The 20611-nt window shown below is 72.5% G+C and carries 17 protein-coding genes; 6 read left to right on the forward strand and 11 right to left on the reverse strand.

Annotated elements, in window-relative coordinates:
* Positions 1 to 38: 38 nt before the first annotated feature.
* Positions 39 to 1613 carry a hypothetical protein gene (locus ACFVS8_RS04155; RefSeq protein WP_387057890.1) on the reverse strand — a complete coding sequence of 525 codons (1575 nt, stop codon included), beginning with the start codon at positions 1611 to 1613 and terminating at the stop codon, positions 39 to 41.
* A complete protein-coding gene (locus ACFVS8_RS04160) occupies positions 1589 to 3568 on the reverse strand; it encodes an ABC transporter ATP-binding protein (RefSeq protein ID WP_387057893.1) in 1980 nt (659 codons plus the stop codon). Before ACFVS8_RS04160 ends, ACFVS8_RS04155 begins: the two co-directional genes overlap by 25 nt.
* A gap of 402 nt (positions 3569 to 3970) precedes the next feature.
* Here ACFVS8_RS04160 and ACFVS8_RS04165 point away from each other — a divergent pair, with 402 nt between their 5' ends.
* A complete protein-coding gene (locus tag ACFVS8_RS04165) occupies positions 3971 to 4663 on the forward strand; it encodes an NTP transferase domain-containing protein (protein WP_387057896.1) in 693 nt (230 codons plus the stop codon).
* A gap of 100 nt (positions 4664 to 4763) precedes the next feature.
* On the opposite strand, the gene ACFVS8_RS04170 is transcribed toward ACFVS8_RS04165, so the two are convergent.
* Entirely contained in the window at positions 4764 to 5312 is a 549-nt protein-coding gene (locus ACFVS8_RS04170) for an ECF transporter S component (protein ID WP_387057898.1), read from the reverse strand.
* 75 nt (positions 5313 to 5387) lie between these two features.
* Between ACFVS8_RS04170 and ACFVS8_RS04175 the strand changes: the two genes are divergently transcribed.
* The 3 genes from ACFVS8_RS04175 (at position 5388) to ACFVS8_RS04185 (ending at position 8106) form a co-directional block, all read left to right on the forward strand.
* Positions 5388 to 6200 (forward strand): ABC transporter permease, encoded by an 813-nt coding sequence (locus ACFVS8_RS04175; protein ID WP_387058194.1) that lies wholly within the window; start codon positions 5388 to 5390, stop codon positions 6198 to 6200.
* Entirely contained in the window at positions 6200 to 6973 is a 774-nt protein-coding gene (locus ACFVS8_RS04180) for an ABC transporter ATP-binding protein (RefSeq protein WP_387057901.1), read from the forward strand. Before ACFVS8_RS04175 ends, ACFVS8_RS04180 begins: the two co-directional genes overlap by 1 nt.
* A gap of 128 nt (positions 6974 to 7101) precedes the next feature.
* Positions 7102 to 8106: a hypothetical protein gene (locus ACFVS8_RS04185; protein ID WP_387057903.1), complete on the forward strand. Its 1005-nt coding sequence runs from the start codon at positions 7102 to 7104 to the stop codon at positions 8104 to 8106.
* A 24-nt stretch (positions 8107 to 8130) separates the two neighbouring features.
* Here the strand turns inward: ACFVS8_RS04185 and ACFVS8_RS04190 are convergent, their stop codons facing one another.
* From ACFVS8_RS04190 to ACFVS8_RS04210, 5 genes are all read right to left on the reverse strand, one after another.
* A complete protein-coding gene (locus tag ACFVS8_RS04190; protein WP_387057906.1) occupies positions 8131 to 9426 on the reverse strand; it encodes a CDP-glycerol glycerophosphotransferase family protein in 1296 nt (431 codons plus the stop codon).
* Between the two features lie 86 nt (positions 9427 to 9512).
* Positions 9513 to 10358, reverse strand: coding sequence for a glycosyltransferase family 2 protein (locus tag ACFVS8_RS04195; protein ID WP_387058197.1), 846 nt, complete (start codon positions 10356 to 10358; stop codon positions 9513 to 9515).
* Between the two features lie 52 nt (positions 10359 to 10410).
* Positions 10411 to 11220 carry a CDP-alcohol phosphatidyltransferase family protein gene (locus ACFVS8_RS04200; protein ID WP_387057909.1) on the reverse strand — a complete coding sequence of 270 codons (810 nt, stop codon included), beginning with the start codon at positions 11218 to 11220 and terminating at the stop codon, positions 10411 to 10413.
* A 5-nt stretch (positions 11221 to 11225) separates the two neighbouring features.
* Positions 11226 to 12281: a glycosyltransferase family 2 protein gene (locus ACFVS8_RS04205; protein ID WP_387057912.1), complete on the reverse strand. Its 1056-nt coding sequence runs from the start codon at positions 12279 to 12281 to the stop codon at positions 11226 to 11228.
* A 169-nt stretch (positions 12282 to 12450) separates the two neighbouring features.
* Positions 12451 to 14304, reverse strand: coding sequence for a S1C family serine protease (locus ACFVS8_RS04210; protein WP_387057914.1), 1854 nt, complete (start codon positions 14302 to 14304; stop codon positions 12451 to 12453).
* A 168-nt stretch (positions 14305 to 14472) separates the two neighbouring features.
* Between ACFVS8_RS04210 and ACFVS8_RS04215 the strand changes: the two genes are divergently transcribed.
* Entirely contained in the window at positions 14473 to 15735 is a 1263-nt protein-coding gene (locus ACFVS8_RS04215) for an aminotransferase class I/II-fold pyridoxal phosphate-dependent enzyme (protein ID WP_387057916.1), read from the forward strand.
* Here the strand turns inward: ACFVS8_RS04215 and ACFVS8_RS04220 are convergent.
* The 3 genes from ACFVS8_RS04220 to ACFVS8_RS04230 are packed head-to-tail and all read right to left on the reverse strand — an operon-like array spanning position 15722 to position 18073.
* Positions 15722 to 16594 (reverse strand): carbon-nitrogen hydrolase family protein, encoded by an 873-nt coding sequence (locus ACFVS8_RS04220; protein WP_387057919.1) that lies wholly within the window; start codon positions 16592 to 16594, stop codon positions 15722 to 15724. The genes ACFVS8_RS04215 and ACFVS8_RS04220 overlap by 14 nt on opposite strands.
* A gap of 9 nt (positions 16595 to 16603) precedes the next feature.
* Entirely contained in the window at positions 16604 to 17101 is a 498-nt protein-coding gene (locus tag ACFVS8_RS04225) for a ClbS/DfsB family four-helix bundle protein (protein WP_387057921.1), read from the reverse strand.
* 45 nt (positions 17102 to 17146) lie between these two features.
* The gene (locus tag ACFVS8_RS04230) at positions 17147 to 18073 is read right to left on the reverse strand and encodes an SDR family NAD(P)-dependent oxidoreductase (RefSeq protein WP_387057924.1); all 927 of its coding nucleotides are present in this window, start codon (positions 18071 to 18073) and stop codon (positions 17147 to 17149) included.
* Between the two features lie 277 nt (positions 18074 to 18350).
* Here ACFVS8_RS04230 and helR point away from each other — a divergent pair, with 277 nt between their 5' ends.
* On the forward strand, positions 18351 to 20522 hold the full coding sequence (helR, locus tag ACFVS8_RS04235) for an RNA polymerase recycling motor ATPase HelR (protein ID WP_387058200.1): 2172 nt from the start codon (positions 18351 to 18353) through the stop codon (positions 20520 to 20522).
* Positions 20523 to 20611 lie beyond the last annotated feature (89 nt).

A 20611-nucleotide genomic window follows, 5' to 3' on the forward strand; every position in this document is an offset into this window, starting at 1 on the left:
GCCAGTCCGCGGTGCCGGGTCCGGTGTCGCCCGAGCGCTCAGGCGCGGAGCGCGGCGCCGAGGATCTCGGGGCCCCGGCGGTCGAACACGCGGCCGCCGACCACGATGCCGAGCACGAGCACGAGCACGCCCGCGGCGGTTCCGGCCATGAACGAGTACGCGTGCCAGCTCGCGTCGCCCGTGAGCCCGCGGTAGGCGAAGTACACGGCCGGAGCGGCCACGAGCAGCGAGCCGATCATCGTGATCGACTGCACGAGCGCCGAGATCGTGCCGGTCGACTGCGGCTGCTGGAACGGCGAGTCGCCGGGCTTCACGGCGGGGTACGGGAACCGGGCGGAGGCGATCGAGCCGACGCCGAGCCCGCCGAACAGCAGGGCGGTGCTCACCCCGATGAGCGAGGGCAGCACCGTGTCGTCGTCGATCGCGATCATCGTGAGCGCGGCCCCCACCCCGATCACGAGCATGCCCCCGACGAGCACGGGCACGAGGCGGCCGAGCCGGTCGGCCCACCCGCGCACGCCGGATGCGACGTGCAGCCAGACGGCGGTGTTGTCGTAGGCGGTGTCGTTGTGCAGGGTCCAGCCGAGCAGCAGGCACAGCAGCGGCAACGGGATGAGCGCGGTCACCGCGAGCGGGAATCCGGCGAGCGTCAGCGGCACGAGCACGAGCAGCGGAACGAGCGGCAGCATGACGATCGACACCCAGTAGCGCGCGTCGCGCCCCCAGTAGGTGATGCTCCGTGCTGCGATCGCACCGGCGGCCGTGCCCGGCATCCGATCGAACCATCCGAGGCCGCGGTACTGCTTGGCAGACGCCTCGCGACCCGGCGTGACGAGCATGTGCGCGACCAGCGCCTGCCAGGCGAACCACAGCACGGCGAGGCTCGCCGCTGCGATGAGGAGCTTCAGGATCGCGATCCACCAGAGCCCGGCGGCCGCATCGCCCGGCACCGCGAAGGCGGCGCCGAGCGGCGTCCACCCGAGCACCCCCGCGACCGACTCGAGCAGCAGGAGGCCGTCGGTCTGCCAGTCGAGGGTGACGAGCACGACGATGACCGGCGAGAGCAGCACGAGCACGACGAGGCCGAGCACTCCCCCGATCTCCTTCGCGCGCCTGGTCGCGAGCAGGAGCGAGGCGATCGAGGTCGCGACGCGCCCGATCAGCAGGCAGGTCGCGAACGCGAGGGCCGCCCCGAGCAGGGCGAAGATCACCTCGCCGACCCCGCGCGACCACGTGACGACCGTGCCCAGCAGGGCGATGCCGAGCACGATCGCCGGGATTCCCACGGCGGCCGCCAGCGCGAGCCCGAGCGCGAGCGTGCGATCGGGGATGCCGAACAGCGCGAAGCGTCGAGGATCCATGGTGTCCTCGCTGCCGAACAGCAGGGGGAAGACCACGAAGCCGACCATCGTCAGGCTGCCGGCGACGATCAGCCCGTCGCGCACGAGCGTGACGTCCTCGACGAGTCGCAGCCCGACGAGCACGCTGAACAGCAGCGCCGACATCGCGACGCCGTAGACGATGCCCAGCGAGACGCCGACGATCTGCCATGCGCTGCGCTGGAAGATGTTCCCGAGCAGCCGGAGCTTCAGTCGGAGAAACTGTGCAACCACTCCATGCCCTCCGCTGCCTTGCGCCCGCCGGCGAGCTCGACGAACCGGTCTTCGAGCGTCTCGCCCTGACGCACCTCGTCGAGGGTTCCGGATGCGAGCACGCGCCCGCCCACGATGATCGCCGCCGAGTCGCAGACGCGCTCGATGAGATCCATGCCGTGGCTGGAGAGCACGACCGTGCCGCCGCCCTCGACGTAGCGCTCGAGGATGTCGGTGAGGTTCGCCGCCGACACCGGGTCGACCGACTCGAACGGCTCGTCGAGCACCAGCAGGCGCGGAGCGTGGATCATGGCGCAGGCGAGGGCGATCTTCTTCGTCATGCCTGCGGAGTAGTCGGCGACCAGCCGGTCGACCGCGTCGTCGAGTCCGAACGCGGCGATGAGGTCGGCACTGCGCTCGCGCACGGTGCGGCTGTCGAGCCCGCGGAGCGAGCCGGAGTACGCCAGGAGCTGACCGCCCGTGAGCCGGTCGAACAGGCGGAGCCGGTCGGGCAGCACGCCCGTCGCGCGCTTCGCGGCGGCGGGGTCGGCCCAGGCGTCGATGTCGTGGATGCGCACGGTGCCCGCGTCGGGGCGGAGGAGGCCCGTGACCATCGAGAGCGTGGTCGTCTTGCCCGCGCCGTTCGGTCCGACGATGCCGTAGAACGATCCGGCCCGCACCTCGAGCGAGATGTGGTCGACCGCGGTGTTGCCGCCGAACTGCTTGACGAGTCCGTCGATCAGGAGCACCCGCGGGGCGTCGGCCGCAGGCGCGGCTCTGGCCACGCGGAGCGTGCGCTTCTTGCGCGGCGCGGTGCGGGACGACGTGGGCGGCGCGATGACGGCGACCGCGGTCGCGGCCTCGACGACCTCGACCGCCTCGGGCTCGAGCGCGAGCGCCTCGGCGTCGACGACCTCGGACCTCGCCTCGACCACGTCGGATTGGGATGTCGCAGCGGCGTCGTCTGCGATGGGGGGCGCCTCATCGACCGGTGCGGCGCCCGGCTCGGCCACGGCGACCGTCTCGTCGGCCGCGAGGGCCTCGGGAGCGGGTTCGGCGAGGTCTTCGTCGGCAGCGGCGGTCTCGGCAGCAGGAGCGTCGGAGTCGGAGTCGTCAGCAGCCTCGGCTGCGACGGACTCGGAAGCAGCAGCCTCGGCTGCGACGTCGTCGGCTGCAACGGGTTCGGCTGCAACGGGTTCGGCTGCAACGGCCTCGGCTGCGACGGCCTCGGCAGCAGCGGCATCGACGGATGCGGCGGCCTCGGACTCAGCGGCCTCGACCTCCGCCCTGGCCTCGGCAGCCTCGGCCTGCGCGGCCGCGACCGCCGCGGCCGTGATGAGCGCGTCTGCGCCGTGGTCGTCGGCGCGAGCCTGCTCGACGTCGGGTGATGCGGGAGCGGTGCCGGACGTCCCGTCGACGGGTACGGGCTTGCGCGAGGTGCGCTCCGCGGCCGTGGTCTCGGTCGTCAGCGCGGCGGCGACCCGCTGGGTCTGCCGCTGCTTCGCGGCCGCGGAGGCCGCGCGGGTGCGTGCGGTGGGGGCCTCGGTCTTGGCGGCCGTGCGGGCGGTGCGGGCCGTCTTCGCGGCGTCGGTACGCGCGCTGGAGGCCCCAGCCGAGGCCGCGCGCGACGCGGCGGTGCGCTTGGAGCCGGCCTCGGTCGATCCTTCGGCGGACTTCGCGGTCGCGGTGCCCTTGGCTGCGGACTTCGCCCCGGTCGACTTGGCCGCAGCGCTCCTCGACGCGGTCTTCGATGCGGGCTTCGGCGTGGACTTCGCCGCGGTCGTCTTGTCCGCAGCGGCGGCGGTCTTCGCCGCGGTCGACCGCCCCGTGATCGCGGGCTTCGCCGCGGTCGTCTTCGGGTTCGCGGCAGCGGCGGGAGCGCGCTTGGCGGCGCTCGTATCGGAGGCCGTCGACTCCGCGGCGGCCTCCTTCGTCTCGGCCGCCGCATCGGCGCCCTTCGCCGGGGCGCGTCTCACCGGGGTGCGCTTCGCTGCCGTCAACGACGCGGACTTCGAGGCCCTGCCGGAGGCCGAGCGCGGCGAAGCGGCCCCCCTCGTGGCAGACACCCCCGTGCCCGTGCCTTCGGGAGCTTCGTCGTCATGTTCTGAGCGCGAAACGGAAGTCACCCAGCCAAGGTATCAACACCCGGGCCTCCGGCGCTCACGAACGCCGTCCGACGACGCGCGGCGACTCTGTGGATCTCCTGTGCGCTCGATCACGATCCCGCTACGAAGCGTGAGATCATTCAGCCATCCGTGACCCGCGCCCGCTACGCTGGTCACGGCATAACGGTGTGTCTTCAACAGATCTTCCGGATGAACTGCGCGTAAATTCTCGGCCTCGAGGCGCGGCATCCGATCCTTCGAAGGAGAACAGCAATGACCACCCAGATCGTGATTCTCGCGGCCGGCATGGGGAGCCGGCTCGGGCGATCCCTCCCCAAGCCGCTCACCGAGCTCAGCGACGGCCGCACCATCATGCGCCAGCAGTTCGACAACATCGAGCACACGTTCGGTGCAGGCACCGACGTGACGATCGTCGTGGGCTACAAGCTCGAGCACATCATCGAGGCCTTCCCGCAGGCGTCCTTCGTCTACAACGAGGAGTACGACCAGACGAACACCTCGAAGTCGCTCATGCGCGCCCTCGCGGCGTCGCAGCCGGGCGGCGTGCTCTGGATGAACGGCGACGTCGTCTTCGACCCGAGCATCCTCGACCGCGCGCTGCCGTACATCGCCCGCGACCAGTCGTTCGTCACGGTGAACCACGCCAAGGTCTCCGACGAAGAGGTGAAGTACACGATCAGCGCCGAGGGCTACGTCAAGGAGCTGTCGAAGACCGTCAAGGGCGGCCTGGGCGAAGCGGTCGGCATCAACTACATCTCGAGCCGCGACAAGGCCACCTTCCTCGCCCACCTGCGCCGCGTCGGCGACCAGGACTACTTCGAGCGCGGCCTCGAGCTCGCGATCGAGAAGAACGGCCTGCTCGTCGAGCCCATGGACATCACCGACCTCTACGCGGTCGAGATCGACTTCGCCGAAGACCTCGAGCGAGCCAACCACTTCGTGTGATCGCGCGCCGGCCACCCGGCCGGCCACGCAGTTCGACACAGCAGTGAAGAGCGGATGCCACGCGGCATCCGCTCTTCGCTGTCTTGGCGAGGGGTGCTGATCAGGGCGCGTCGCCGGCCGACTGCGCCACGCCGGCGCGCGCGAGCCTGGCGGCGATGAGCCGGCCGATCCACGTGAACGCGACCGGGCTCAGCACCCAGAGCGGCAGCGCGATCGCCCACGCCCAGACCGTGTAGTGCTCGGCGCCGAGACCGATGAACACGCCGATCGCGAGCACCACGCCAGAGAAGACGGCGGCCACGTAGAACATCCAGGGGCTCCAGCGCCGGTATCGCGTCACGAGGAACGGCAGCTCGATGAGCGCGCCGACGAGCAGTCCGGTGCCGACGAAGCGGCCGATCCACCATGGGGCGAACACCGCGCCGACGAGCCCGGCGATCACGCCGGCGAGCACGGCCGTTCCCGGACGCTTGAGCAGCGCGAGCGCGACGATGCTGGGCAGGAAGTGCGCGCCGACCGTGATGCCGTAGAAGAGCGGGCCGAACGCCGCGAACGCCGCAGCGAGATAGCCCGACGCGCCCGCGACGAGTCCGCCGCCGACGCCGATGGCCGCGCAGCTCAGCAGGACCCTGGTGGTTGTACGCCGCACGACGCTCCTCTCAGACGGGGCCGAAGGGGCACCCCTACAAACCTACCGTCGCGGGGCATCTACGATGAGATCGTGATGAGCACCACCTCGGTCGCCTACGGCGACGCCCACCCGCTGCAGCGCACGCGGTGGTCGCGCTACCGGCACTCGCTCTGGCTGCTCACGACGCGCGATCTCAAGGTGCGGTACTCGACCTCCGCGCTCGGCTACGTCTGGTCGGTGCTCGATCCGCTCGTGATGGCGGGCATCTACTGGTTCGTCTTCACCCAGGTGTTCGATAAGGGCGTCGGCACCGACCCCTACATCGTGTTCCTGCTGTCGGCGCTCCTGCCGTGGATGTGGTTCAACGGCGCGGTCTCCGACTCGACGCGCGCGTTCCTGAAGGACGCCAAGCTCGTGCGCTCGACCATGATCCCCCGCACCATCTGGGTCAACCGCATCGTGCTCTCGAAGGGCATCGAGTTCCTGCTCGCCCTGCCGGTGCTCGCGTTGTTCGCGATCGTCTTCCAGGCCCCCGTGAACTGGAACATCCTGCTCTTCCCGCTGGGCATCGCGCTGCAGGCGGTGCTGACCGCAGGCATCGCGCTCATCGTGGCCCCGCTCGTGGTCTTCTTCCGCGACCTGGAGCGCGCGGTCAAGCTGGCGCTGCGCTTCCTCTTCTACGCGTCGCCGATCATCTACGGCGTCGCCGACCTGCCGAGCCAGCTGCACGTGTGGGCGGCGTTCAACCCGCTCTCGGGCATCTTCGGCATCTACCGCTCGGCGTTCTTCGCGCAGGAACTCGACTGGTTCGACGTCGTCATCGCAGCCCTCATGTCCGCGGCGTTCCTCGTCGTCGGCCTGCTCGTGTTCCGCGGCAGCGTGCGCCAGGTGCTGAAGGAGATCTGATGACGGATGCCACTGCCACCGCCCTGCCCGTCGACGAGGCCTACGCGATCCGCACCGAAGGGCTCGGCATCAGGTTCCGCCGCAACCGGCGCGGACGGCGCTCGTTCAAGGACCTCCTCTCCGGCCGGCGGCGGCGCACCCGGCCCGACGAGTTCTGGGCCCTGCGCGACGTGTCCATCACCGTGCGGCCCGGCGAGGCGATCGGCGTGGTCGGGCGCAACGGACAGGGCAAGTCGACCCTGCTGAAGCTCGTCGCCGGGGTCATGATCGCCGACGAGGGCACCGTCGAGGTGACGGGCGGCGTCGCACCGCTCATCGAGATCACGGGCGGATTCGTCGACGACCTCACCGTGCGCGACAACGTCTACCTCACGGCGGGCCTGCACGGCATGACCAACCGGCAGATCGACGAGAAGTTCGACGACGTCGTCGAGTTCTCGGGCGTCGGCAAGTTCCTCGACACCCCGTACAAGCACCTCTCGAGCGGCATGAAGGTTCGCGTCGCGTTCGCCGTGATCTCGCAGCTCGAGGAGCCGATCCTGCTCGTCGACGAGGTGCTCGCCGTGGGCGACAAGGCGTTCCGCGAGAAGTGCTACAAGCGCATCGAGGAGCTGCTCGCGGGCGGGCGCACGATGTTCTTCGTCTCGCACAACGAGCGCGACCTGCGCCGGTTCTGCACGCGCGGCCTCTACCTCGACGGCGGCACGCTCCAGCTCGACGGGCCCATCGGCGACGTGCTCGACCGGTACAACGCCGAGCACGGCACGGCCTGACCCTGCGGGGTTCGCCCGGCAGCCCGTCGGTCCGTCAGCCCGCTGGCTCGGCAACCCACCGACTCGGCAGCCCGTCGGTCGAGCGCAACCCCCGGCTCGGCCCCAGCGCGCTCACGTATCATCGCCGCATGCCCGAACGCGTGCACAAGATCACCTCGATGGCCGGAACAGGGCCCTCCGAGCCGAACGGCGGATCCGCGACCGGCGATCAGGGTCGAGCGGATGCCGCTGCGCAGGCGTCGGGCATCGACCGGGGCATCGACCTCGTGCTGTCGATCCAGCGGCCCGTCGTGGTGGCGCACATCCGCAGCATCCGACGGAGAGCCCCGCTCGCCACGCCCGACCAGCTCGTGCGGATGCTCGAGCGCCGCTACCTCGCCGCCGTGACGACCGGCGGTGCCGCCGTGGGCGCCACCGCCGTGATCCCGGGCATCGGCACAGGGGTCACACTGGCGCTGTCGGGGGTCGAGACCGCCGGGTTCCTCGAGGCGACGGCGCTGTTCGCGCAGTCGGTCGCCGAGGTGCACGGCATCGCCGTCGAGAATCCGGCGCGCGCCCGCGCGCTCGTCATGACGCTGATGCTCGGGCGCGAGGGCGTCGACCTCGTGCGCCAGTTCGCCGGTCAGGCCGGCGGCCGGGGCGTCGCGCGCGACGCGTACTGGGGCGAGATCATCACCAACGGGCTCCCCCGCGCGCTCGTCGGCCCCGTCGCCGACCAGCTGCGGGCGACGTTCATCCGCCAGTTCGCGGTGCGCGGCGGCGCGGGCATCATCGGCAAGGCGATCCCGTTCGGCATCGGTGCGGCGATCGGCGGAACGGGCAACCACCTGCTCGGCAGAAAAGTGCTTCAGCAGTCCAGGCTGGCGTTCGGCCAGGCGCCGACGAGCCTGCCGCTCGAGCTCGAGCCCGGCGACTCGCCGGCGCTCGTGCAGGCGGCCGCCTCGGGGGTCATGCGCGCCGGCGCCGCGTTCGGCGCGGTCGCGGTCTCGACCAGTCGGGGCCTTCGCGAGGTCGCCGGTCGCGTCGTGCGGCGCGACCGGCGCAGCGTCGAGGCGGCAGACCCGGCGGCGGATGCGACCTCCGAGCCGGAACCCGCACGGCAGGCCGGAGACGAACCGCCGGCTGAGAGCTGACCCGGCCGGGCGCCCCCGCGGAACCTACGCGGTCGCCTCGAGATCGTCCTCGTCGTCGGACTCGTCGTGCTCGTCGATCTCGCCGTCGCCGGCGTGGAGCTCGGCGAACCGCTCCCACTCGGCCATGAGGTGGTCGACGGCGGCGTGGAATCGAGCGGTCGTGACTCCTGGCGTGGTGTCGCCGAAGTAGCGCTCGACCCAGAACCCGAGGCGTTCGAGCGCGGCCTCGTCGTGCGCGACCTCGTCGACGCGGGACACGAGCCCCGCGGCATCCGTCGCGGCGAGCCACTCGCAGGCCTGCAGGTAGCCGCTGGTGTCGATCTGCGCGGCGGGGTTGACCGGGCGCGTGATGAGCAGGGGCTTGCCTGCCGCGAGGCGGTCGTAGACCATGGCCGAGATGTCGACGATCGCGACGTCGGCGGCGGCGAGCTGCCAGCCGAGCTTCGGGCCGTGGTCGTAGACGTGCTGCGCCGACGGGTCGGCCGCGTTCGCGGCGGCGAGCGCCTGGATGATCTGCCGGTTCGCGGCACCGTAGGCCTCGTCGACGACGCCCGAGCGCGGATGCGGCCGGTAGATGACCCGATGGCGCCCCGTCGCGAGCAGGCCCCGCACCAGCTCGACGCCGTGCGTCGCGATCGAGCCGTAGGCCGCTGCGTCGCGGTCGCCCTCCCACGTCGGCGCGTAGAGCACGACCTCGCGCTCGTCGGGCGTGTAGGGCAGCACGGTGCCGTCGAGGTAGTGGTCGGCCTGCGGACGCCCGATGGGGATCGCGCGCTTGTCGAAGTCGTAGTCCCAGAGCACCTTGTCGAGCCGCGCCCGCGCGGCGTCACCGGCGATCAGGGCGTAGTCGTAGGCCTTGAACTGGTTGGTGGTCATGTACATCTTGTCGGACTCGCCGTGGTTGATGAACACGTGCCAGCGACGACCGTAGCGCATCATCTGGAAGTTCTTGGCGTTCTGGTTGACGTAGAAGATCACGTGCAGGTCCTGTTCGTGCACGACCCGTTCGAGGTCGGCGACCCGCCGCACGTACGCCACGGGCAGCGGGGACTCGTCGACGAGCGACAGCGCAGCGCCGGAAGCGCGGCTGAGGAGCAGCACCGGGTACGTCTCGGCGAGCTCGGCGAGCGGCGCGTACCACTGGCGGAGCTGGTAGAGGTTGACCTTGCCGTCGGCGAAGTACACGCCGATCTTGAAGCGGTGCGGTTCGAGCGGCGGCTGCTGCCTCAGCTTCTCGCCGAGCGCGCGCTGCGCCCGGCGCGACCACATGATCTCCTTGGCCAGCTTGACGGCGCGACGTGCATCTCTTCTCAATCCCACTCACCAAGGGTAGCGACGCAGGGCTGGGCGGATGCCTCGTGGGGCCGTCCGCGAGACGAGTGAGAGCCGATCGTTACGCGACCGGATCAGACGATCGGCGGTCGCCCGGCCCTCGTCATGCGCCACACCGTGCGCCAGCGCATGGGCCGACGCTCACCGGGATGCTCGCGCCAACCGGCGCGCCAGCCGCCGAACCAGGCCTTCAGCGCCGCGGGCTGCCGCGCCCAGCGCAGCACCTGGATCGCGGTCCACGACCCGACGTAGAACGGCACCAGCACGAGCGGCAGGTTGCGGCGGGCGAGCCAGACGCGGTTGCGGGCGTTCAGCCGGTAGTAGTAGCTGTGGCGCGCCGGGTCGATCACGGGGTGCGCGGCCTCGAGGTCGCCCGCGTACCAGGCGACGTGCCCCGTGTCCCACACGCGCCACGCGAGCTCGATGCCCTCGTGCGCGTAGAAGAACGGGTCGGCCCAGCCGCCCGCCGAGTCGAATACGTCGCGCGGCATGAGCACCGCGCCCTCCCAGCACGAGAACACGGGCGAGGAGTGCGCGGGGTCGCCCTTGCGGATGCGCGGGATCCACCGGCGCGGCGACGTCAGCCCGGTCGGGTCGACGACGCGGGGCTGGATCAGCCCGAGTTCGGGCCGAGCGGCGAGCATGCGGCATCCGTCACTGAGGAAGGTCGGGCTCGGCAGGAACGCGTCGTCGTCGAGGAAGAAGAACACGTCGCCGGCGACGTCGGGAACGCCCGCGTTGCGGCCCGCGGGGATGCCGAGGTTCTCGGGCAGGTGCCGGGTCTTCACGCCGACGGGCAGCGGCGGCTCGGAGGTCGCCGGGTCCCAGCCGTTGCCGACGACCACGACGTCGACCTCGACGCCCCGCTGGTCGAGCACGCTCCGGATGCCGCGCGCGAGGTCGTCGGGTCGCGTGCCCATGGTGAGCACCACCACGCCGACGCGCGGCACGGCCGTGCCCGCGGGCGACGCGTCAGGAACGGACACGGTTGGAGGCCATGATCGCGACGAAGTGCCCGATCACGGCGAGGATCGCGAGCGGCACCAGCGCGATGAGCACGATGCGGTCGACGAGCGACTGGCCGAGCACCAGGCCGACGAGCGACGCGGCGAACACGATGAGCGTCAGCTCGACCGAGTGGTAGAGCCGGTGGAACGGCACGAACCTGGCCGCCTTGCGGAGCTTCGCGACGAGGCCGGCGCGCGGCGCCGACTCGCCGTGCGTGTCGGCGAGCTTGGCGAGCCCGGCGTTGGCGCGGGCGACGTGCACCATGTCGTTGAGGGCCTTGTTCAGCACGATCACGAGCGCGAGCACCGCACCGAGGGTCGTGAACAGGAAGTCGGCCGGGAACTCGAGCGGGTACGCGGCCGCGCGGATGCCGAGCGCGAGCGGGATCAGCGCCTCGGTCGTGTAGTGCCCGACCTTGTCGAGGAACACGCCGGCGGGCGACGACGTGCGCCGCCACCTCGCGACCTCGCCGTCGCAGCAGTCGACGAGCATCTGGAGCTGGCCGAGCACGACTGCGAGCAGTGCCCCCCAGACGCCGGGGATGAGCAGTGCGGCGGCCGTCGACCACCCGACGAGGATCATGATGCCGGTGACGCCGTTGGCGCTGATGCGCGTGCGCAGCAGGAGCCAGGTGAGGTACGGCGAGAGGTTGCGCAGGTACAGCGAGGCCGTCCAGTGCTCGGCGTTGCGGCGGCCGCGCACCTCGGGCGGCTGCGCCACGGCGCGGAGCTCGGCGATGCTCGAGGGCTTCGCGTGCGGGTCGATGCGCGACATCGGTGTCACCTTCCCGTGTGCGAGGCGATGTTGCTCGTCAGCGAGAGGTAGCCCGGAACGAACCCGGCCCCCCAGAAGACGTGGATGCATGGCAAGACTACGAGAAGCCAGAGCGCCGTGCGCACGCCGTGCCCCCTGGCGTAGGCGAGGGTCGCCGCGATCACGAACAGGAGGTATACCGCGGGAGCCGCGAAGCCGAGCAGCAGCCACGGAGTCGCGCCGACGGCGGCCTGCACGAGGCCCGCGATGCCGAGCACGAGGCCCGTGAACACCCCGAGCACCATGAGCGGCGGGATGAAGTACCGGATGCCGCTGGCGCCCGGGAAGCTGCGTGCGAGTTCGCCGCGCCAGAGGCCCGTCGAGAACATCTGCCTGGCGAGGCGCTCGAGCGACGCACGCGGGCGGTAGGTGACCGCGAGCTCCGGCGTGAACCACACGGTGCCTCCCGTCGCCCGCAGGCGCCGGTTGAGCTCCCAGTCCTGCCCGCGCTTGATGCGCTCGTCGAACAGCCCGACGCGCAGCAGCGCCTCGCGGCGGAACACGCCGAGGTAGACGGTGTCGGCCGGCCCCGCCTGGCCGCCGACGTGGAACGACGACCCGCCGAGGCCCACCGGGGTCGTGTAGGCGAGCGCCACGGCCTGCTGGAACGGGGTGACGCCACGGGCGTCCATGATGCCGCCCACGTTGTCGGCGCCGGTCTCGTCGAGCGTGCGCACCGCGATGCTCGTGTAGTCGACCGGCAGCATCGAGTGCGAGTCGACGCGCACGACGACGGGGTGCACGGCCGCCCGGATGCCGAGATTGAGGCCGGCGGGCGTGGAGCCCACCTCGTTGTCGAGCACGCGCACGCGCGGGTCGCGCTCGGCGAGGTCGGCCACGAGCTCGTTCGTGCCGTCGATCGACGGGCCGAGCGCGATGAGCACCTCGACGGGGCCCTCGTAGTCCTGCGCGAGGATCGACTCGACCGCCTGCCGCACGTGCGACGCGTCGTTCAGCACGGGCATGACGTAGGAGACGCCGACGAGCGGCGACGGGGTCGCCTGGTGGTGCTGCTCGGGCATGGTCCTCACTCGTGATCGGGTCGATCGAGCCTAGCAGTCGGCGGACGGCGAACCCTCGGCGTTCCTCCGTGGGAGCGTCGCCCGCCCGAACGCCGAAGCGGGGCCCGGCCGAGTGGCCGGGCCCCGTCTCGTGCTGCCGCGGGTCGCTGCGACGGTCGTGCTCGCCGGCTCAGCCCTCGAAGGTGCCGAGCGTGACGTCGACGGTCTTCGACTCGCCGTCGCGCGTGTAGGTGAGCGTGGTCTTCGCGCCGCCGGGCAGCGCGCGCACCTGCGCGGTGAGGTCGGTCTGGTCGGTGATCGGGTGGCCGTTGAACTCGGTCACCACGTCTCCGGCCTGGAGGCCGGCGTTCGCCGCCGCGCCGCCGGCGGCGGGCTCCTCGGCGATGAGCGCGCCGACGGTGTCGCTCGATCCGTCGGTCTCGGCCGAGGTGACCGAGGCGCCCAGCAGGCCGTGCGTGGCCGACCCGTTCTCGATGATCTCGTTCGCGACGCGCTCGGCGAGGTTCGCCGGGACCGCGAAGCCGACGCCGATGTTGCCCGACTCCGAGGAGGAACCGGTCGACAGGATCGCGACGTTCACGCCGATGAGCTTGCCCTCGGAGTCGAGCAGCGCGCCGCCCGAGTTGCCGGGGTTGATCGCGGCATCCGTCTGGATGACCGGCAGCGAGACCTGGCTGGTGGCCGAGCTCTGCTGCTGCTGGCCGCCGGAGCCGCCCTCGCCGTCGGGCAGGTCGAAGAAGAAGTCGAACGGGCTGTCGGAGCCGCCCTCGCCGCCGTCGCCCTGGCCGCTGTCGCCCGACGAGTCGTCGGGCGTGCTCGGCGCGGCCGAGGAGGCCACGTCGATCGAGCGGTTGAGGGCGCTCACGATGCCGTTGGTCACGGTGCCGGAGAGGCCGAGGGGTGCGCCGATCGCGATGGCCGTGTCGCCGACGTTGAGCTTGTCGGAGTCGGCGAACTCGAGCGGCGTGAGGCCCGACGCGTCGGTCAGCTTGATGACCGCGAGGTCGGAGAGCGGGTCGGTGCCGACGACGGTCGCGGCGTACAGGTGCCCGTCGCTCGTCTTGACCTGGATGGCCGGGTCGGCGATCTCGCCGTCGAGCGTGACCACGTGCGTGTTGGTGAGCACGTAGCCGTCGTCGGAGAGGATGATGCCCGAGCCGGTGCCCGCGGCGCTGCTGCCCGAGACCGAGATCGTGACGACGCTGGGGCTCGCCTTCGCGGCCACCGCGGTGATCTGGTTCACCGAGTCGGTGTCGTTCACGACGATGTTCTGCGTGCTCGCGGCATCGCTCGCGGTCGTGCCCTGGTCGTTCGAGGTGACGAGCGCGGTGATGCCGGCGCCCGAGGCGCCGCCGATGAGGGCCGCGGCCACGGCGACGGCCGCGATGAGGCCGAAGCCGGCGCGCTTCTTGGGCGCACCCGCCGCGGCGGGTGCCGTGGGGGCGCCGGGCTGGTACGGCGGCACGCCCGCGTAGGACTGCGTGGGGTGCGCGTCGGCCGGGCGGGGGCCGCCGAAGGCGGGCGGCACCTCGCCGGGCTGCGCGACGGGGCGCGCGGCAGCGGCCTGCGCCTGGGGGTCGATCGGGGTGGTCGGCGCGGTGGCCGAGCTCACCGGGGCGGCCGGGGCCGCAGGGGCCGTCGCACGAGCGGGAGCTGCGGATGCCGCGGCGTACGGCTGCGGCGCCTGGCCGGGCGTGTAGACCGTGCCGGTGGCCTGCACGGGGGCGGGCGCGGTCGGTGCTGCGGCGGCTGGTGCCTGAGCGGCGGGCGCCTCGGGCGCGGCGGCCGCGGGCTCCGCGGCGACGGGCGCGGCGGCCTCGACTGCCGGAGCGGCAGGAGCGGCGGGCGCCTCGGCGACGACGGCGGTCCCGGCATCCGTCGTGGGAGCGGTCTCGTCGACCGGGGCGCCCTCGCCCTCGGCGACCTGCGCTGCGTGGACTTCGGACGTCTCGGGCTGCGCGACGGCGGTCGTGTCGACCTGCTCGTCATCGGGCGTGTTGCGTCCGTCGGTGCTGTCGGTCATGGTGTGCTCCTTCCAAAGCGAAGCCAGCTTCTCGCCGCAACCTGTGCGGCAGATCGGCGAAGTCTATGATCCTGCTATCCCCCGGCGGTGAAGGCCCCGAGTGCCGGATCCGACCGCCTGGACGCCGTGGGCCAGCGTACCCGGCGCACCCTGACGTACGGTGAGAGCGTGAGCGACTTCCCCACGAATTCACGGGAGCTGCCCGAGTCGCACCGGCGACCGGCGCCCTGGCAGCGCACGGCCGCGGGCGCGGGCCTGCTCTCGCCCGACGGCACCGTGGCCGCGACGATCTTCGCCGAGATGAGCGCGCTCGCCTCGCGCACGGGCGCCATCAACCTCGGCCAGGGCTTCCCCGACGAGGACGGTCCGGCCGAGGTGCTCGAGGCCGCCCGCGCGGCGATCGCCTCGGGAGTGAACCAGTACCCGCCCGGCCTCGGCATGCCCGTGCTGCGCGAGGCGATCGCCCGGCACCAGCAGCGCTGGTACGGCATGGCGGTCGACCCGGCATCCGAGGTGCTCGTGACCGCCGGGGCGACCGAGGCCCTCGCGGCCACCGTGCTCGCGCTCGTCGACGAGGGCGACGAGGTCGTGACCTTCGAGCCCTACTACGACGCGTACGCCGCGCTCATCGCGCGCGCGGGCGGCGTGCACCGCACCGTCGCGCTGACCTTCCCCGACTGGCGGCCCGACCTCGACGAGCTCGAGGCCGCATTCGGACCGCGCACGCGACTCGTGATCGTGAACACGCCGCACAACCCGACGGGCGCGGTTCTCGACGCCGACGTGCTCGCCAGGATCGTCGAGCTCGCCGAGCGCCACGACGCCGTCATCGTGACCGACGAGGTCTACGAGCACCTCGTGTTCGACGGCCCGACCGCCGGCACCCACGTGCCCGTCGCGACGCTGCCGGGCGCACGGGAGCGCACGGTCACGATCTCGTCGGGCGGCAAGACGTTCAGCACCACCGGCTGGAAGGTCGGCTGGCTCATCGCGCCCGCGCCGCTCGTCACGGCGATCCTCGCGGTCAAGCAGTACCTCACGTACGTCAACGGCGCGCCGTTCCAGCCCGCGATCGCGGTGGGCCTCGACCTGCCAGACGCCGTGTTCGCGGATGCCGCGGCAACCCTCCGCGCCAAGCGCGACGTGCTCGCGGCCGGCCTCCTCGCCGCCGGGTTCGAGATCTCGCCGCCCGCGGCCGGGTACTTCGTCGTGGCGGATGCCGCGCCCCTCGGCTTCGACGACGGCGCCGCGCTGTGCCGGCGGCTGCCGGAGCTCGCCGGCGTGGTCGGCGTGCCGATCTCGGCGTTCGTGCACCCCGAACGCAGGGACGCCACGCGCAGCCTCGTGCGGTTCGCGTTCTGCAAGCGCCTCGAGGTGCTCGAGGAGGCATCGTCGCGGCTCGCGGGGCTGGCCGGCCTCAGCGGGGCGTGACGCCGAAGCGCCGGAGCGCGAGCGCGGGGTTGATCCGTCGCACCGACGCGATGCGCTCTGCCGAGGCCCACGCGACCGCGACATCCGTGGTCTCCCCCACGGTCGCGAGCTCGACGCCCATGGGGTCGACGATCATGCTGTTGCCCGCGCCGACCGGCGGGGCGTGGTCGGCCGCCGCGACGTAGACGGTGTTCTCGAGCGCGCGCGCCGTCGTGAGCACGCGCCAGTGCGCCTCCTTCAACGGCCCGCGCACCCACTCGGCCGGCATGCAGACCACGTCGGCCCCCGCGTCGACGATGCGGCGCGTGACCTCGGGGAACCGCGCGTCGTAGCAGGTCTGCAGGCCGAACCGCAGCCCGCCCGCCTCGAACAGCTCGGGCTCGGCGACCTCGCCGGGCACCACCCAGTCGGACTCGCGCTGGCCGAAGGCGTCGTAGAGGTGCAGCTTGCGGTACGCCGCGACCACCCCTGCGCCGGGGGCCACGGCGACGACCGTGTTCGAGACCCGCTCGCCCTCGCCGTCGACGCGCTCGATCATGCCCGCGACCACGTGGATGCCGAGTCGATCGGCGAGCGAGGCGAGCGCGCGCACGAACGGCCCGTCGAGCGGCTCGGCGGCCGCGTGCCACGACGCGTCGGGCTGGGGCGTGAAGTGGCTGGAGTACTCGGGGAGCACGACGAGCCCGGCCCCGCGGGATCCCGCGAGCTCCGCGAGCCTCGTGATCGCGGCGAGGTTCGCGGCGGTGTCGGCGCCGGGCGCGAACTGGGCGACCGCGACGCCGAACGCGCCCGCCGCGGCCGGTGGGCCCTCGGCCGTCGACCCGGTCGGCGTGCCGGCGGCATCCGCGTGCGTGCTCATGCTGCGATGCTACGCACGCGCCGCGTCGAGCGCCTCGAGCGCCCACGCGTAGTGGCCGCCCAGGCATTCGTGCACGGGCTCGGCGAGCGGCCCGCCGAGCCACTCGTGCGCCGTGGGGTCGAACAACTCGTCGTCGCTCAGCGACTCGACCCGCGCGAGCACCGTGACGTGGCTCTCGCGCAGCCGCTCGCGGGCGGTGGCGAGCGTGCCCCCGTTGCGATAGCGATCGCGCAGGCCGACGTTCAGGTCGTCGAGCTGCGCCCACGTGTAGCCGGCGGCCGGGTACGCGACGGCCTCGCCCGCGCGTTCGGCGTCGAGCCAGCCGAGCAGCAGCACGTGCCACGCGTACAGGTGGTCGATGAGGTCGCGGATGTCGCGGTCGCGCCCCTCGCGCGGGAACGGCGCCTCGCGCTCGGCCACGGGGATGCGCTCGATGGCCTCGTCGAAGCGGTGGAACCCCCGCACCGCGGCGGCCTCGAGCTGGACTCGGTTGGTCGGTACCGACATGGCCCAATGCTAGGCCAGCCGGCCCCGCTCGCGCCGGAGGCCCGGTCAGTCGGCATCGGCGCGGGCCACGCGCCCGGCGAGGTTCCAGACCCTCGCCGCGGACTCCTCGTCGTCGAACCGCCGGAACAGCTTCGCCTCGACGGGCGGCCCCGACCAGCCGAGCAGACCGGACGGCACGACGAAGCGGCCGGGCGCGACATCCGTCATCGCGGCGACCAGCGCGGGCTGCGCGGCCTGCGCCGGCGTTCCCCCGAGACGTGCGCCCAGCAGCCTGCGGCTCCACGACGACTTCGCCCGGAGGTCTGCCGCGATGCCCGTGTCGGGCGCGATGCCCGGGTGGCAGAGCGCGACGCGCAGACCGTCGGACGCGTGCCGACGCCCCAGCTCGAGCCCGAACAGGCCCAGCGCGAGCTTCGACGCCGCGTAGGCCCGCAGCGGCGTGTACCCCTCGATCAGGTACCGGTCGTCGAGGTCGAGGCGAGCGGATGCCGCGGCCAGGCTCACCTGCACCACGACCTTCGGCGCGGGCGCCGCGAGGAGCAAGGGCAGGATGCCGAGCACGAGCACCGCATGCCCCAGGAAGTTCGTCTGGAAGTGCAACTCGTAGCCGTCGACGCTCAGGTGACGATGCCGGTCGCCGAGCAGCACGATGCCCGCGTTCAGCACGACGCGGTCGATCGGGCGGCCGTCCTCGAGCAACCGCCCGACGAGCGAGCGGACCGACGCGAGCCGCGCGAGGTCGAGCTCGTGGGTCGCGAGGGCGGCGTCGGGGTGGTCGGCGCGGATGCGCTTCACGGCCTGCGCGCCCTTCCACTCGTCGCGCACCGGCAGGATCGCCTCGGCACCGGCTCCGGCGAGCGCCCGCGCGATCTCGACGCCGATGCCGTCGCTGGCCCCGGTGACGAGCACGCGCTCGGCGCGCAGGTCGGGCAGCTGCACGCCCGTCGAGCGATCGATCCGGACCCCGGTCATGCTCCGCCCCCGTCTGTCCGTGCGGACGCCCCGCGTGATCGCGCCGACCTCGTCGCCCGAGGTGCGGAGGGCTCGATCGGGGCTTGGGCAGGATCGTACCGAGACGGCATCGGGGGGCGCCTCCGGGCAGGCCCGGATGCGACGTGCCGGGGAATGCGGAAGGAGAGCACCTCGATGCTCTCCACTCTCAGTTTAACTCCGGGACGGGGCCTTGCCGCAAGGGCCCCCTCGTCGTGCACAATGGTCGATCCACCCCCATCCGGCACGAGGAGAACTCCTGACCAGCACAGTATTCGACCTTCCGGAGCGCCTCGCGGCGAAGACGGACCCCGAACTCATCGACGGCGATGAGCGCCACTTCGACGCGATCGCGACGAGCCTGCAGCGGGCGCTCGCCGAGACATCCGACGCCCTCGACGCGGAGCGCCGCTCGCCCGGCGGCCACGGTACGCGAGCCCTGGACCGCGACCTCGAGATCCACCGGCTCACGGCCCGCCTCCGCACGCTGCGTCGCTACGGCCTCGACCTCTGCCTCGGCCGGTTCGAGCCGGCCGACGGATCCGACCCGGTCTACGTCGGCCGCCTCGGGATCGGCGACGGGGCGGGCGGGCGTCTGCTCGTCGACTGGCGCTCCCCTGCCGCCGAGCCGTTCTTCGGCGCCACCCACGCGAACCCGATGGGCCTCGCGAGCCGCCGCCGATACCGCTGGACGCACGGGCGCATCACCGACTACTGGGACGAGGTGTTCACGGCCGAGGGGCTCGAACGGCGCGGCGGCCTCGAGGGAGCCGCACTCGACGACCAGTCCGCGTTCATCGCGAGCCTCGGCGCGAGCCGGTCCGAGCGCATGCGCGACGTGCTCGGCACGATCCAGGCCGACCAGGACGCGATCATCAGGGCGGGGTCGCGCGGACCCCTCGTGGTCGACGGCGGTCCGGGTACCGGCAAGACCGTCGTGGCCCTGCACCGCACGGCCTACCTCCTGTACTCCGACCCGAGGCTGGGGCACCGCAGGGGCGGGGTGCTCTTCGTCGGCCCGAGCCGCGCCTACCTCGACTACGTCGCCGACGTGCTGCCGAGCCTCGGCGAGGAGGGCGTGCAGACCTGCACCCTGCGCGACCTCGTGCCCGAGGGAGCGTGGGCGCCGGCCGAGCACGACCCCGCGGCAGCGCGGCTCAAGGCGTCGTCGCGGATCGTCGACGCGGTCGACGCGGCGGTCGCATCGTACGAGCGGCCGCCACGACGCGCGCTCGTCGTGGAGACGCGGTGGCTCGACGTGCACGTCGACGCGGCCGACTGGGAGGAGGCATTCGGCGCGCGCGAGCCGGCCGACTCCCACAACGACGCGCGAGACGAAATCTGGAGCGAACTGCTCGCCGTACTCGCCGACCGGCACGCCGACGACGACGTGCCGCAGCAGGCGCTGCGCCGGGCGCTCGCGCAGGATCCGGGGCTGCGAGCCGCGTTCGACCGCGCCTGGCCGCTGCTCGACCCCGTCGGCGTGGTCGCCGACCTCTGGTCGGTCCCCTCCTACCTGCAGCGGTGCGCGCCCTGGCTCGACGCCGGTGAGGTGGCCGCGCTCCAGCGCGACGATCCCCGGGCGTGGACGGCCTCGGACCTGCCGTTGCTCGACGCCGCGAGACGTGCTGTGGGCGACCCCGAGGCATCCCGCACCCGCATCCGGCGCGAAGCCGCCCTCGCCGTGCAGCGCGAACGCATGGACCGCGTCGTCGACGAGCTCATCGCGGCCGACGACAGCGAGCTCGGCCTCATGAAGATGCTCCGCGTCGAGGACGCGAAGCGGAGCCTCGTCGACGAGTCGGAGCTCCCGACCCCCGATCCCGACGAACTCGCCGGACCGTTCGCGCACATCGTGGTCGACGAGGCGCAGGAACTGACGGATGCCGAGTGGCAGATGCTGCTGCGCCGGTGCCCCTCGCGCAGCTTCACGATCGTCGGCGACCGCGCGCAGGCGCGCCACGGCTTCACCGAGCCGTGGCGGGAGCGGCTCGAACGCGCCGGCCTCGGGCACGCCGAGCTCGCCTCGCTCACGATCAACTACCGCACGCCCGAGGAGATCATGCGCGAGGCCGAACCCGTGATCCGCACCGCGCTGCCCGACGCGAACGTGCCGACCTCGGTGCGTTCGACCGGCATTCCCGTGCTGCACGCGGCCGCCTCCGACCTCGACCGGATCGTCGCGGACTGGCTCGACGGCGATCCGGAGGGCAGCGCATGCGTCATCTCGACGGGCGACGTCGACTCGGCCGTCGTGGCGGGCTCGGCGAGCGTTCGCGTGCTCACCCCCGAACTCTCGAAGGGACTGGAGTTCGACCTCGTCGCACTCGTGGACCCCGACCGCTTCGGCACCGGCATCGAGGGCGCGGTCGACCGCTACGTCGCGATGACCAGGGCGACGCGTCGTCTCGTCGTGCTCGCGGGCGGCTGAGGGGTCGCCGCGGCGGCGCCGGCCGCGCGCCCGACCGACGAGGGGTGTCGTCGTGGGAATCCGGTCGGCTGCGGGCGTGTTGGGCGTGT

Source organism: Agromyces sp. NPDC058110 (assembly GCF_042884735.1).
Taxonomy (GTDB): Bacteria; Actinomycetota; Actinomycetes; order Actinomycetales; family Microbacteriaceae; genus Agromyces.

What these genes read in the sequence shown, in the direction of transcription:
- ACFVS8_RS04165 (WP_387057896.1), top strand. Translation starts at nt 3,971, where the DNA reads ATGACCACCCAGATCGTGATTCTCGCGGCCGGCATGGGGAGCCGGCTC.
- ACFVS8_RS04175 (WP_387058194.1), top strand. Translation starts at nt 5,388, where the DNA reads ATGAGCACCACCTCGGTCGCCTACGGCGACGCCCACCCGCTGCAGCGC.
- ACFVS8_RS04180 (WP_387057901.1), top strand. Translation starts at nt 6,200, where the DNA reads ATGACGGATGCCACTGCCACCGCCCTGCCCGTCGACGAGGCCTACGCG.
- ACFVS8_RS04185 (WP_387057903.1), top strand. Translation starts at nt 7,102, where the DNA reads ATGCCCGAACGCGTGCACAAGATCACCTCGATGGCCGGAACAGGGCCC.
- ACFVS8_RS04195 (WP_387058197.1), bottom strand. Translation starts at nt 10,358, where the DNA reads ATGGGCACGCGACCCGACGACCTCGCGCGCGGCATCCGGAGCGTGCTC.
- ACFVS8_RS04200 (WP_387057909.1), bottom strand. Translation starts at nt 11,220, where the DNA reads ATGTCGCGCATCGACCCGCACGCGAAGCCCTCGAGCATCGCCGAGCTC.
- ACFVS8_RS04205 (WP_387057912.1), bottom strand. Translation starts at nt 12,281, where the DNA reads ATGCCCGAGCAGCACCACCAGGCGACCCCGTCGCCGCTCGTCGGCGTC.
- ACFVS8_RS04210 (WP_387057914.1), bottom strand. Translation starts at nt 14,304, where the DNA reads ATGACCGACAGCACCGACGGACGCAACACGCCCGATGACGAGCAGGTC.
- ACFVS8_RS04220 (WP_387057919.1), bottom strand. Translation starts at nt 16,594, where the DNA reads ATGAGCACGCACGCGGATGCCGCCGGCACGCCGACCGGGTCGACGGCC.
- ACFVS8_RS04225 (WP_387057921.1), bottom strand. Translation starts at nt 17,101, where the DNA reads ATGTCGGTACCGACCAACCGAGTCCAGCTCGAGGCCGCCGCGGTGCGG.
- ACFVS8_RS04230 (WP_387057924.1), bottom strand. Translation starts at nt 18,073, where the DNA reads ATGACCGGGGTCCGGATCGATCGCTCGACGGGCGTGCAGCTGCCCGAC.